The organism is Alcanivorax sp. NBRC 101098 (genome assembly GCF_001010505.1).
In the GTDB taxonomy this organism is placed as follows: domain Bacteria; phylum Pseudomonadota; class Gammaproteobacteria; order Pseudomonadales; family Alcanivoracaceae; genus Alcanivorax; species Alcanivorax borkumensis.
Map to the genome: position 1 here is coordinate 2,820,661 of NZ_AP014613.1, position 13,950 is coordinate 2,834,610.

Annotated in this window: 11 protein-coding genes; 6 read left to right on the forward strand and 5 right to left on the reverse strand. The window is 53.8% G+C overall.

Features of this window, described 5'->3' with window-relative positions; translation table 11 throughout:
• Position 1: 1 nt before the first annotated feature.
• Positions 2-415, reverse strand: coding sequence for a hypothetical protein (locus AS19_RS12780; protein WP_011589786.1), 414 nt, complete (start codon positions 413-415; stop codon positions 2-4).
• A 70-nt stretch (positions 416-485) separates the two neighbouring features.
• Here AS19_RS12780 and AS19_RS12785 point away from each other — a divergent pair, with 70 nt between their 5' ends.
• Positions 486-1,433, forward strand: a complete 948-nt coding sequence (locus AS19_RS12785; RefSeq protein ID WP_011589787.1) for a bile acid:sodium symporter family protein — start codon at positions 486-488, stop codon at positions 1,431-1,433.
• Positions 1,434-1,514: 81 nt separating this feature from the next.
• Here the strand turns inward: AS19_RS12785 and AS19_RS12790 are convergent, their stop codons facing one another.
• Positions 1,515-3,059 (reverse strand): hyalin, encoded by a 1,545-nt coding sequence (locus tag AS19_RS12790; RefSeq protein WP_011589788.1) that lies wholly within the window; start codon positions 3,057-3,059, stop codon positions 1,515-1,517.
• A gap of 162 nt (positions 3,060-3,221) precedes the next feature.
• Between AS19_RS12790 and AS19_RS12795 the strand changes: the two genes are divergently transcribed.
• Complete coding sequence (locus AS19_RS12795) at positions 3,222-4,958, forward strand: hybrid sensor histidine kinase/response regulator (protein WP_041705118.1); 1,737 nt, start codon at positions 3,222-3,224, stop codon at positions 4,956-4,958.
• On the opposite strand, the gene AS19_RS12800 is transcribed toward AS19_RS12795, so the two are convergent.
• Positions 4,955-5,566, reverse strand: a complete 612-nt coding sequence (locus tag AS19_RS12800) for a response regulator (protein WP_011589790.1) — start codon at positions 5,564-5,566, stop codon at positions 4,955-4,957. The genes AS19_RS12795 and AS19_RS12800 overlap by 4 nt on opposite strands.
• A gap of 355 nt (positions 5,567-5,921) precedes the next feature.
• Here AS19_RS12800 and AS19_RS12805 point away from each other — a divergent pair, with 355 nt between their 5' ends.
• From AS19_RS12805 to AS19_RS12815, 3 genes are all read left to right on the forward strand, one after another.
• On the forward strand, positions 5,922-6,371 hold the full coding sequence (locus AS19_RS12805; RefSeq protein ID WP_035460043.1) for a response regulator: 450 nt from the start codon (positions 5,922-5,924) through the stop codon (positions 6,369-6,371).
• An 84-nt stretch (positions 6,372-6,455) separates the two neighbouring features.
• The gene (locus AS19_RS12810; RefSeq protein ID WP_231860859.1) at positions 6,456-7,868 is read left to right on the forward strand and encodes an ATP-binding protein; all 1,413 of its coding nucleotides are present in this window, start codon (positions 6,456-6,458) and stop codon (positions 7,866-7,868) included.
• Positions 7,858-8,550, forward strand: coding sequence for a hypothetical protein (locus AS19_RS12815; RefSeq protein WP_011589793.1), 693 nt, complete (start codon positions 7,858-7,860; stop codon positions 8,548-8,550). Before AS19_RS12810 ends, AS19_RS12815 begins: the two co-directional genes overlap by 11 nt.
• 306 nt (positions 8,551-8,856) lie before the next feature.
• Here the strand turns inward: AS19_RS12815 and AS19_RS12820 are convergent, their stop codons facing one another.
• Positions 8,857-11,922, reverse strand: a complete 3,066-nt coding sequence (locus AS19_RS12820; RefSeq protein ID WP_011589794.1) for an efflux RND transporter permease subunit — start codon at positions 11,920-11,922, stop codon at positions 8,857-8,859.
• A 13-nt stretch (positions 11,923-11,935) separates the two neighbouring features.
• Complete coding sequence (locus AS19_RS12825) at positions 11,936-13,138, reverse strand: efflux RND transporter periplasmic adaptor subunit (RefSeq protein WP_041705121.1); 1,203 nt, start codon at positions 13,136-13,138, stop codon at positions 11,936-11,938.
• Positions 13,139-13,275: 137 nt separating this feature from the next.
• Here AS19_RS12825 and AS19_RS12830 point away from each other — a divergent pair, with 137 nt between their 5' ends.
• On the forward strand, positions 13,276-13,926 hold the full coding sequence (locus AS19_RS12830) for a TetR/AcrR family transcriptional regulator (protein ID WP_011589796.1): 651 nt from the start codon (positions 13,276-13,278) through the stop codon (positions 13,924-13,926).
• Positions 13,927-13,950 lie beyond the last annotated feature (24 nt).

The following is a 13,950-nucleotide window of genomic DNA, read 5'->3' on the forward strand; positions in this document are numbered from 1 at the left end:
GTTACCCGGAACGGACGGGGATAAACCATTTGGGTTTTATGCGACAAAAATCCCGGCGGCAGTGTTGTTTCAGGGCTTTTTTGGAATCCAGTACATAGGCGTCCCCACCGTCGCGGACAAACACCACCCAATGCCAAAAGGGTGTGCCGTTTTCCCGGTGCCACTTGATCGCCAACAAGGCTCGATCAGGAAGGGCCGCCCAATCCTGAAATGGCTGTTCTTGCGGAGACGCATGTAACCCGTATTCCTCTAATAACCGGCAGACATAACCCGTGTCTGACCACAAACCGGGGTCCTGAGCATAAATCCCCAAAGCATTTGCCCGCCGCTTCGCCTCCCCATAGCTAACACCTGCCAAGGCGGCCACAGCCGCTATACCACAGCCTGAATCCTCTTCTTGAATCACCGCTTTCACAGATTACTCCTGTGCGTCATTTCGTCTGACAGCTTACACTGGCCGCTTTCCCAACGAACAGGCGATCTTCATGCTCAACCGCCTCGCCCAACTATTCCCACTCTGGGCCTTGCTGTTTTCTCTGCTGGCCTATTGGCAGCCACAGTGGCTAGTGGCCGGCAAGGACGCCATCGTGCCACTGCTTATGCTGATTATGTTCGGCATGGGGCTATCATTAAGCTGGGCGGATTTTCAGCGGGTACTGAAATGCCCCGGCGTGATTGGCCTGGGCGTTGCCCTGCAATACAGCCTGATGCCACTGATCGCCTGGGGCATTGGCATCGCACTGCAACTGCCCGAGGAACTATTAGTCGGCCTGATCTTGGTCGGGGCCTGCCCCGGCGGCACCGCCTCCAATGTGATTGCCTATCTGGCACGGGCCAACGTGGCGCTGTCGGTGGCCATCACATTCGCTTCAACCCTGCTAGCGATCATCGCCACCCCCTTGCTGACCTGGCTATACTTGGGCGAGCGCATCCCGGTGCCAGTGAATGGCATGCTACTGTCGCTGGTACAAATCGTCATCGTCCCGGTGGTGGCAGGCTGCGCCTTGAATACGTTTTTCAACCGCCAGCTCACACCAATACGGGATTGTTTCCCGCTGGTGTCCGTGGCCGCCATTGTGGCCGTCATCGGCATTATCGTGGCATTGAATCAGGGGCGTATCGGGGAAGCCGGGCTGGCCGTGTTTGTGGCGGTAGCGCTGCACAACGGACTGGGATTACTGGGTGGGTATGGGGTCGCCCGGCTACTGCGTCTGGACCGGCAAACCTCGCGTACCCTGGCCATTGAAGTAGGTATGCAGAACTCCGGGCTGGGGGTGGCATTGGCCATTAAACATTTCACCCCACTGGCCGCGCTACCGGGCGCCCTGTTCAGTGTCTGGCATAATTTGTCTGGCTCTCTTCTCGCCACCGTGTGGCAACGGGATGCGTCTGCCTCACACCCTGATAGCAATAACGAAACGCATCACCCGTAAAAAAACACACTTGCCAGCAAGAATCTGCTCCCCAAAAAAAAGCGGGCCAGAGGCCCGCTTTGCTATTGCTCACAACCTGAATCAGTCGATCACGCTGCTACCCCCTCCGGTGCTGATATCCTTCAGGATAACCGTGCCCGCTGCCGAGCCATCGGATACCCAAGGCTCATAACCGTCACTGCCATTATCCGCAACGAACAGGTACTTGCTGCCCAGCTCGCCATTCACGGTGGGCGGCACCTGATACGTGAACGTCAGCGGGAAAGGCTCCGAGTCTGCGCCCGCCGCTGTATCATTGATATCCTTGACCAGCTCCGTTCCCTGGGAGGTGCCATCGGTTTTCCACAGTTCGTTACCGAAATCACTGCCACCGGCGCCCTCGGTATCAGCCGCAAAGAACACCGTACCGTTAGCCTCCACCATGGTCCAGGCTTCAACATCAGAGAAGGAATAATCTCCCGTGCTACGCACTGCCGGATCAATTTCTGCAGAGCCACTGGTATTATCGATGCGCAGAAGATACGGGGTTAGCCCGGCTTGCTCCACGTACATCAACACACCCAGTGACGTGCCGACCAGATCTTCGTAATAAGGCTTATTGGCTTCGCTGGCGGTCAGGTTGGTCACCGTGCTGCCGTCATACTCGAAGATATTCAGGTCTGAGGTGCTGGTTCCCTTATCCGCAACGAAATACACCTTGCCGTTGCTGGCCACCACATTCTCGGTGATATCGAGCCGTACCGTGCTGCCACCATCATCAAAGGCTACTTCCTCGATATTGCCATCTTGATCCAGCTCGTAAAGGCGGGTTTCTGCATCGGTGGCGTTGAAACGCCCGGTAAACAGCAGCTTGCCGTTATAACCCAGCCAATCATCATCGCCAATCAGTTGCGGGTATTTCGTCAGAGAGCCACCGGTGATGGTGTCGTTATTGGTGGCGATCTTCGCGGTTCCTGCCGCCGTACCATCGGTGAAGTAGACATCGCCGGCATCCTGATCAAAGAAGAACAGGCCGCCATCCACTGGAGTCAGCGACTCAGGCGCCGTATTGCTGGTCGGGCTGCCGTTAATATTTGTCGACAGCACTACTGTGTCATTAGAAACGGGGTCGAAAACCACCAGCTCGCGGCCAAACTGATCCACCACAGCATTCATAAACAATTTGCCTGCTGCCGGTACCATATTGTGCGGCTGGGCACTGCCGTTGGCGTAGATGTCCGCCACACGCTCGGTGCCCGCGCCGGTGCCGTCGGTGGCCCACAACTCCACATCACCGCTGCTATCCTTGCCCGCATAGTAGAACGTGCCGTCCAGCTCCGCCATGTAACCACCGCCGAAACGGCCTACTTCAAAACCGTTGTTATTGTCATCAACGATCTTGCTGGTCCCGGCAGAGGTACCGTCCGTTTTGTAAAGGTATTCCGTCAGCGCTGCCGCCCGTGGCGTGGCGCTGCGAACGGCGATCGCGCCAGCGCTTTCAGCCGCAGGAAATACCACAAAGCCATTGCCCCCTTCTGCCACGGTGGTGCCACCGCCGCCAGAGCTGGAAGAATCGCCGCCACAGGCGGTCATCATGGTGGCCATGCCGATGGCGGCAGCCAGTTGAGTGAGTTGCTTGTTGATCATTGCGCTTACCCCGATTGGTTACTCATCCCAGAGAGGCGTTTATTAGAGCACCGGGAGGAATTTGGCTTCTTCACCCTGATGGGTGAATTTCACCCGAGGGCGCTTACATGCCGTAATAATCGGGCTAGACTGGGTGCCAGTCATTTTACAAACCCGCCAGCCATGCCAGAAACCCTTCGTCGTGCGGTGACGGAAAACCGCGAACGCATCCTTCAGGAGCGCCACAACCTGTTCATGGAAGAGGTGGGGTCACGCATGGTGCTGTCGTTTTTTATTGCAGCGGCACTGCCATTATTTTTTCTGAAGCTGCGTACAGAGCCGCCCTTTATCGGCTGGTATACCGTGCTGCTTTGTGTCGCAGCACAATCTTTTTTCCTCATCCGGTTTTACAACGCCCATCGGGAACACGAAGCGCCTAAAACCCGGAAATGGCATCGGCTAAACCTCTACCTTGCCGTGATCTGGGCGATACTGTGGTCAAGTTTCCCTTATCTCTTCCTGCAAGGGGCCACGCCGGTAACCCTGCTGACCTGTCTGGTTATCCTCTCGGTGGCCACCTCGATCCCGTCTGTATCCATGGGTGTGTATCCGGATATTTTTATCAGTTTCATAACACCGGTTTATCTCGCCTGGCTGGCCTTTATTCTGATTTACGTACCGCAAGCGCCAGGGATCATCAAAATCATTCCGTTGGCCAACCTGATTTCCATGATCGTGTTTAGTCTTTATGTTCACCGCACACAGATCAGCACTATCGCCCTGCGAATTGAAGCAGAACAGGCCAAAGAACGTGCCCGCAAGGCCAGTGAAAGCAAAACCCGGTTTCTGGCCGCCGCTAGCCACGACCTGAGGCAACCGCTGCAGGCGGCCACCCTGTATGCCGCCATGCTGAAAAACAATGCCGACCCACAACCCGATATCGTCGACAAGCTGGATACCGCCATTGGCTCCTGCAATGAACTGCTGGGGCACTTGCTCATGCTGTCGCGCTTGCAGTCCAGGCGACTAAAACCCCGCAAACGCATTATCAGCCTACTGGACACCTTGCAGCCCATCCTTGATGAAATTCGACCACAGGCAAACGCAAAGCAACTGGCTGTGGTCACCAAAAATCTAGCCGGCCAGCATGTGTTCGCCGATGGGGTCATGCTCGCTCGCATTGTCCGCAACCTGGTCAATAATGCCCTCAAATACACCGAGCGCGGGCATATTCGTATTGCCGCCCGGCAGCAGGACAATCAATTGTTGCTGGACATCGCAGACACCGGCATCGGGATTGACGAAATCTATCAGTTCGAGGTGTTCGACGAATTCATGCAGATAGACAACGACCAACGTTCGATCCAGAACGGACTAGGGCTGGGCCTCGCCATCGTCAGCCGACTGGCTGCACTGTGCGACATTCCGTTCAATATGCAGTCACGCAAGGGCGAAGGCACCACCTTCACGTTGACGTTACCGGCGGCGGCCTCCAGCCAGACACAGCCCGCTCACAACGTGGTCAATGCGCTGCCACTGTTTGAAACACTGACCGTGCTATTGATAGATGATGACAAAAGGGTTACAGAAGCCCTGAGCAGCCTGCTGGGCAACCTGGGCGCAACAGTAACTGCCCACCACTCGCTGGAGCCAGCCATGCAGGCATTGAAAAAGCGAGGCGCGCCACCTTCAGTGGTCATTACCGATGATCAGATAGGACCGCATACTAATGCGGGCTCGGTCATCGCCGCGGTAACCGCATTGTTCCGCCAGCCAATTCCCGCCCTGATCATCACCGGCAATACCGATCCGCAATTCATTCAGTCCTTGCCGGAGGACATTGATGTGCTGTTCAAACCGGTAGCAGCGGATACGCTAACCGCAAAACTGGAGGAAATGATGTCCTCCAAGAAAAGCTAAAGCAGGCCTATCTGGCGGGCTTTTTCGATACAGGCGGTGCGGTTAGGCACGTCCAGTTTTTCGTAGAGTAGTCGCAAGTGGGTCTTGATGGTGTTCACGCTGACGAACAGCTGGCGGGCGATTTCCTTGTTACCATGACCTTCCTGGAGCATGGTCAGAATGGCCAACTGCTGACGGGTGAGGGTGAGCGCTTCTTCCGGGGCAGCCCCGGCCATCAAGCGGAAGGATTCAGAAAAGTAGCTGCGGCCGGCCATGATCTCCCGGATGGCAAAGAGGATCTGTTCCACGGACTCACTCTTGTCCACGAAACCATTCACCTTCAGCTGCACCGCACGGCGCACGGTGGCTTCCGTGGCAGAGCCAGAGCACACCAGCACCTTCGCCCCTCCCACCAGGCGACCGATCAGGCTCCACAGGGTCAGACCATCAAGATGCGGCATCGTCTGGTCAAGAATTACCAGATCATACAACGGTAAGAATTGACGATTATCCAGCAACCATTTTGGCTGCTCGCAGGTAGTAATCATTGCCTCAGCATAGGCATTCTTGAGCGTAATGCTTAACGCATCAGCAAATAACGGATGATCATCAACAATCAGAATCTTCAACGGTACAGCCTTATCCCAACCCTGCCGATAAGGTTATAAAAAAGCGGTATACATTTCCACGGGAAAGACCCGCACATTGATCAGCCACGCCCCCTTCCCTAGTTGGTTTTTTTCACGTTTACGCTGTGATTTTGATCATTTTCTTGCCTGCCTGACAAACGGCTATCCGGGTCGCATGAGCGGGCCCTTATCGTTACCCGCTCTAATTGTCACCCCCCGGAGCGGGGGGTATCGTAAAACCTAATACTCCCGTCCCTGTCCTGTCGACACATAGGGCAGGACGCAATGTTGCTGAGCGCACGCAGTCGCCGACAGGACGCCAGCGTAATATCACGCTGTGAATGAGAGATTCATCATGTATCAGGTCATGATCGTGGATGATGAGGAGTACATCCTCAAAGCCTTGAAACGCACCATCAATACCTACACCGACTGGGATGTCGAGACCTATCAGAGCCCCCACGAAGCCCTGCGCCGGGCACGCACCACGGTTTTCGATGCGGTCATCACCGACTATATGATGCCGGAAATGAACGGTTTGGAGCTGCTTCAGGAACTGCGCGAGCTGCAGCCGGATACTATTCGCATTGTGCTGACCGGGGTGATCGACATCGAAACGGTCATGTCGGCCATTAACAAGGCCGGTGCATTTCGCTTTATCCCCAAACCTTGGGATGACGAGCAACTCCTCGACAACATTCGTGAAGGCTTAAAATTCCGTGACATTCTTTTGGAAAATCGAATGCTCGCAGAAACGGTTCGGGAGCAACAAGAAGCCTTGCGTAGTATGGGTTATGAGGGCTAGGCCCTTAACTTTTCGCCCTTCAAACAACTAATAACGGCTCGGCGCATGAACAGCTTGCTGGACAAAACGAGTATTGGCTTTGGCATGGAAGCTCAAGGGCTATTTTTAGTGTCCTCTACGGTCATCCTGCTGATCATTATTTTCTTTTTGTATAAAACCTACCGCACCTCAATTAACGTGGAAGCTAAACTGACAGAGTTCTCGGCGTTAACGGATAACCCGTTCGGCCGCAAGCTGCATTTGATCGAGGTAAATGCTGACGAATACAAACTGAACAAAGCTCTACTTGGCCCACTGGCGCGGATTATCGACGAATACTGTGTACTGACAACCGACCGCCACGGCACCATAACCTTTGCCAACGGTAAGTTTCTCGCTCTCAGCGGTCACTCTTTTTCACAACTTATCGGTCAGAACGAAAAGATCAATCATCCTGAAGATGATTCCCTACCGCTCATGCGTTGCGGGCAGGCGCTATCTGGTGTGTGGAACGGGGAGGTATGCAACCGTCATGCAGACGGTAGCCGTTACTGGATGAACATGTTCCTATTTCCTCTTTCTTACATTTCCGATGAAGACGACGGCTATATTTATTTCGGCACCGATATCACCAACATCAAAACCGAAAACAATAAACTAATGCAGGAGGTGAAAGACAAGAGCCAAAAACTGGATCAGGTGGAATCGCTGCTATTACACTCGGAAAAAATGGCCTCATTGGGAACCATATCGGCAGGTATTGCCCACGAAATAAATAATCCTATCGCCTATATTTCTTCCAATTTGAATCGCAGCCGGGATTACCTCAACTCCATGGCAGGTCTTATTAAGGGACTTAAAAAGCGTATCAGCAATGATCAGTTCCAGAAATTTCTAAACACTGCAGAAAACCTTAATATAGACACAAAAAAGCTGGCCTTCATGATGGAAGATTATCCTGCACTGCTGAATGAAACCGAGGAAGGGATTGAGCGGATCAAGAAAATTATTCGCGACTTAAAGCACTTCTCCCATAACCAGCCAGAAGCGTTCTGTCCTACCGATATTCCTGCCTGCCTAGCGATTGCATTGAACCTAGCCAAACATGAAATTAAAAATCGGATTACGGTTACTCACACTCTACCCGATTCTCTACCTACGATTAGTGGATCGGCAAGCCAGCTGTCGCAAGTGTTCATGAATCTGTTCGTCAACGCAGCCCAGGCTATCGAAGACAAAGGTCACATCACTATTGCAGCCCAGTGCGATGAACAATGGTGCACTCTGACCATTGCCGACGATGGACCAGGCATTGCCGATGAATTCCTACAGCAGATCTTCGAACCCTTCTTCACCACCAAGCCCATAGGCCAAGGCACCGGTCTTGGGCTGTCCATCTCCCATGACATCATTCAGCACCACGGCGGCACCATGACCGTGGCAAGCCAACTCGGCGCCGGTACCATTTTTACGATCCGGCTACCGCTAAAGCAGACCGACCGGGCCGATGCAGCCTGATTTCGTCTACACTCTGACCACGCCGACGGGGTGGCAACAACGCATCCGTATTTCTCTGTTAGAAGAGCACGGTGCCATTGCCATTCCCGATACGTTTACCCCCCCCGACTGGGCCGCGCTGAGCTATAACCAGTGCAGTCACTGCCCATTGAACCCTCACGAAAATCGCTATTGCCCCATTGCCCGTAACCTGGCCTATCTGTTGCCGGAATCTGCGCTAGGGGATTCGTTTCAAGCAGTACTTTTGGACGTGGAAACGCCCCAACGACGTTACCAACAAGAGACCACCCTGCAGCGGGCTCTGAGCTCCCTGTTTGGGCTGATCTGCGCGCTGAGCGACTGCCCGCATACACGCTTTCTGCGGCCCATGGCCCACTTCCATCTTCCACTGAGTAGCGACACGGAAACGCTTGTGCGCACCGCCAGCTTGTATCTGTTGCATCATTACATTCGCAACCGCCAACAACCTGAACAAGCCGTGTCTCTGGATGGGCTAAATGACCGTTACCGCGCACTCAATGAACTAAATCGTTGCTTTACCGACCGCCTACGCCAGCATGGAGAATCAGACGCATCCGTGAATGCACTCGTGTTGCTGAGTATCACCACACGGGAAATGCACTGGAATTTGGAAGAAGAGCTGGGGAACTTGGCCGCACTGTTTGATGACAGCGATGCTTAGCGGGGTTCTGGAGAGCCCCTGACGTACTCTTCATGCACGCCGTTTTATCGACGACAAACGTCCGCTCCTAACTGTAATCCATCCCTGGCGATGAGGGCCGTCACACCCTCGTCGAGCCCAGCCGAGCGACGTCAATCTTCTGTGCCATTGGTTTTATGACAAAAAAATACCCATCGAGATTTTGCCGTCATCCCCATACGCGAGACCTGATGATTGTACCCGGCAGGCACCCGCACCGGCCCACCACACTCCCCCCGGCAAATGCCGGGGTAAGAGGAAACTATCGGGCAACAGAGTCAACGCCCGTTATTGTGCATCCGCATGCTCTTCCTTGACCCGGAACCAAGCCGCGTACAATGCGGGCAGAAACAATAAAGTTAGAGCCGTGGCCACAATCAGCCCACCCATAATCGCCACCGCCATGGGGCCGAAGAAGACACTGCGCGACAACGGTATCATAGCCAGCACTGCCGTCAGAGCCGTCAACACGATAGGTCGGAAACGGCGTACCGTGGACTCAATAATCGCATCCCAAGCGGTAAGACCCTGCTCCATATCCTGCCCAATCTGATCCACCAGGATCACCGCATTACGCATGATCATCCCCGCCAACGCGATGGTGCCCAGCATGGCCACAAACCCAAACGGTTTCTGGAACAGCAACAAGAAGAACGTCACCCCGATCAGCCCCAAAGGTGCTGTGATGAAGACCATCAGCGACAACGGGAAGCTGCGCAGTTGCAACATTAACAGAGTAATCACTACCAGAATGAACAACGGCATCCCTGCATTCACCGATTTCTGACCCCGCGCGGATTCCTCCACTGTACCGCCCACTTCTAGCAGATAGCCTGGCGGTAAGTCCGCCTGAACCTGGGACAACTCAGGCATGATTTGCTGCATCAGCGTAGCGGGCAGCACATCGCCTTTCACATCCGCCAATACGGTCACAGTGGGCAGCCGGTCACGGTGCCAAATAATCCCTTCTTCGAAACCGGACTCCAGTGTCGCCACCTGATTCAACGGCACACTACGCCCACTGGCGGTCTGCACCGCAAGATTGCCAAGCAAACCCAGCGCATGGCGTTCATGGCTGTCACCGCGAACTTCAACATTAATCAATTCATTATCTTCACGGTACTGGCTGACCGCCACACCGGAAAGAGAGGCCTGCAACGCAGTAGACAAATCCGAAGTCGTAATGCCAAGCGTACGCGCCCGATCCTGATCAATGATTAGCCGCACAACCTTGCTGGGCTCTTCCCAATCAAGGTGCACATTGGCAGTCTGGCCGTTGTCGCGCACTTTCTCCGCAACACGCCGGGCCAATTCACGTACTTGAGGAATATGTTCACCGGAAATACGTAACTGTATCGGGTACCCCACCGGCGGACCATTTTCCAATCGCGACACCCGAGTACGTACCGCCGGGAATTCCCGGTCAAGAGTGTTTATCAACCAATCGCGCACTTGCTCGCGATCATCCACATTACGAGTAAGCACCACAAACTGAGCGACACTAGCAGCAGGCAACTTCTGATCCAACGACAAGTAATAACGTGGCGAGCCGCTCCCCATGTAACCCACGTAATTTTCGATCATGTCGTTTTCACCAAGCATCTCTTCCAAACGCAGGGCCTTTGCCTGTGTCGCTGTTAGCGATGCGCCCTCTTCTAACTTCATATCCACCATCAGTTCAAGCCGGCCAGACGGCGGGAAAAACTGCTGCGGAACAGCGCTGAACAAAATAATAGAGAACACAAAAATACCAACGGTTAGCCCGATCACCGTTTTGCGGTACCGCACACACCGCTCCACCCAGCTGCGAAAACGACGGTAAAAAGGCTTCTGATAGGGATCATGCACATCACCACTGGCATCACGGCGAGCCAAGCTGGGAAGCAACTTCTCACCCAGGTAGGGAACAAAAACCACCGCTGTAACCCAGGACGCCAACAAGGCAATAGTGACCACCTGGAAAATAGAACGCGTATATTCACCAGTACTGGACTGGGCCGTGGCAATAGGCAGGAAGCCTGCTGCTGTAATCAAGGTGCCCGTAAGCATCGGAAAGGCGGTACTCGTCCAGGCAAAACCTGCAGCTTTGATGCGACTGAAGCCCTGCTCCATTTTTATCGCCATCATTTCCACTGCGATGATGGCATCGTCCACCATTAAACCCAGCGCCAGTACTAGTGCACCAAGAGAAATCTTGTGTAAACCAATGTCAAAATACTTCATTGCCGCAAATGTCATCGCCAACACCAGCGGAATAGAGAGCGCCACCACAAGCCCCGTTCTCCACCCCAACGAGAAAAAGCTCACTAGCAACACGATGACCAGCGCTTCCATCAATACTTGAACAAATTCTCCCACCCCAGCTTCTACCGCCGCAGGCTGATCAGAAACCTGACGAAGCTCCATGCCGATTGGCAGGCTTTGTTGCAACTTGGCAAAGGTGCGATCCAAATTTTCGCCAAGCTTGAGAATATCGCCACCGTCTTTCATGGAAACGGCAATACCAATGGCATTTTCTCCCATAAATCGCATACGTGGTTGCGGCGGATCGCTGAAGCCACGATACACTCTTGCGATATCACCTAAACGCAGCGTGCGATTTTCTACTTGAATAGGAAAATTGCGAATATCGTCCACGCTGGTGAATTCACCGGTCACCCGAAGGCGAACGCGACTGCTGGGTGTTTCAAAAAAACCCGCGTCTGACACGGCATTCTGTGACTGCAATGCCTGCTGCACTGTGATTAACGGGATTCCCAAGGACGCCAGTTTGGTGTTGGCAATTTCCACCCATATTTTTTCATCTTGAAGACCAACTAACTCCACCTTACCCACGTCGTCCACTCGCTGCAGAGCAAGCTGCAAACGGTCGGCGTAGTCTTTCATAATGGCATAATCAAACCCCTTTCCCGTCAACGCATAAATGTTGCCGAAGGTTGTGCCGAATTCATCGTTGAAAAAAGGGCCTTGAACGTCTTGGGGTAAGGTGTGACGAATATCACCGATCTTCTTGCGCACCTGATACCAGAGATCAGTGATATCTTTGGAGCGCATATCATCCCGGGCCTTGAACATAACCAGCGACTGACCAGGGCGCGAATAGGACGTAATCCGCTCGAAATCTCCGGTCTCCATCAATTTCTTTTCCACCCGTTCGGTAATTTGCCGGGAGACTTCTTCGGCGCTGGCACCGGGCCAAAGTGTATTGACGGTCATCAGTTTGAAGGTAAAGGGGGGATCTTCACTCTGGCCCAACTTGCCATAGGAAATGGCCCCCAAGGCGCCGAGCAAAATAATGGCATAAAGCACTAGCGTTCGGTTTTTTAGCGCCCATTCGGAGAGATTGAACGACATAGTCATACTCCCCTTATTGGTCCGCGTCCGGACCTGACTGCGCACCGGTTTCACTATTAGATTCTACAGCTCCGGTAGATTCTAGCTGCGAAGCCAAAGCGGTTTGCTTCAGATCTAACCGGCGATTCTGACGGTCCACAGGGATCACAGCTTGCCCTTCACGTAGCAAATGCGTGCCTGCACTGACAACCCAATCCTGCGGCTGCAAACCCCGCAGCACTGGTACTATCTGTTCCTGGTAGGGTCCCACTTCCACCGGCGCCTTATGCACAAGGCCCGTATCTGGGTTTATCACCCACACATAGGTAGCCTCGCCTTCAGCCGTCAATGCCGATAGCGGGATACTGAGTATATCTGCATTCGCCACACCGCTAACAAAGACCCGGGCAGACTGGCCCAGATCTGCGCCGACCGTCGTATTCTCAAAAGCAACCCGAGCTTCAAAGGTTCGCGAGCGAGGGTCCGCCGCAGGAGACAATTCCCGAATTTTTCCTTCGAACACTTGACCGGGCCGGGACCACAACTCGATGCCCACCGGCATACCAATTTTAAAATGGCCTACATCCTGTTCCGGCAGATCAATACGCACTTCACGGTCGCCATCCACAGCCAGCACAAACACCGCCTGCCCTGCTGCAACAACCTGACCAGCTTCCGCCAAACGCTGTGCTATCACGCCATCACGGGGAGCTTTCAACGAGGCATAGTCTGCCTGATTACGAGCCACATTCAGGTTAGCCCGCGCCTGACGCAATTGCGCCACACTAGCGTCATAACGACTCTCAAATGAGTCAAATTGGGAACGGCTAATCACATTGCGTTCCATCAGTTCGCGGTAGCGTTCCAGTTCACTATTGGCCAACTTGTGGTCAGCTTGAGCGGAGGCCATCTGGGCACGGGCAGCATCTAGCTTCAAACTCACATCATCCGTATCCAGCTTGGCGAGCACCGTGCCTTCACTCACCCGATCCCCCACATCCACCAACCGTTGGCTAATCTTGCCACCGATACGGAAGCCCAGTTCCGGCTCATAGCGGGCGCGAATTTCTCCGGGAAATACATCCTGGGTAGGATCCGCCGAGAGAGGCTGGGCTACCAACGCCGGGCGGGCAGGTACCTTGTTTTCAGACTCAGGCTCTGAGCAACCCTGCAAAGACAACAGCCCTGCCGCCATTCCCGTGGCAATCAACCCCGGCAGCAATAAAGAACGAAACATGACAGGCACCCTCATTATTGATCCCACCTCATTAAGTGGCTCTGCTTGTGATGCAGATTCTGCCGGGCTTAACTTGCCGGCATGCTATACTCGGCAGTATAGTAATTTTATTAAACTGAACCGTCCAGTATTGAAATATGATTGACAGTGTTTCCCCAGATCAACCCAATCCTCGCGGGCGCCCTAAAGACCCGGCAAAGCGCACCGCCATCCTTAAGGCGGCTACAGCGTTGTTTCTCAAGCATGGGTTTACCGGCACTAGCATGGATGCCGTGGCCAAGCAGGCTGGTGTCTCCAAACTCACGGTTTATAGCCATTTTAGTGATAAAGAGACGCTATTTTCGTCAGCGATTGAGACGACATGTCACAACTTACTTCCCATGCCTATCTTCGCACTGGAACCGCACCTTTCGATTCGCGCCACCCTGACCAAAATTGGCCTAGCGTTTCTACAACTGATTCATACACCCAAGGTAGTTGAACTACAGCGACTAATGACCAGCCAAGCGACACAGGACCCGGCCATGTCACAGCTATTTTTCGAGGCTGGGCCACAACGTACCGTCACCGCCATGGAAAACTTGGTACGCAAAGGTAATAACATTGGGCTCCTGCAGGCGGACAACCCCAAGCAAGCCGCAGAGAATTTCTTCAGCTTGCTGCAAGGCTGTGAGCACATGCGCGTGATGATCGGCTGCAATGCGCCCATGACAGCCAGCGAAGCGAAACCCCATGCCGAACAAGTTGTAGATATGTTTCTGCGGGCTTACGGGAAGGAAAAGGAATAATCACGTTTAGCGGGAAAACCAAAG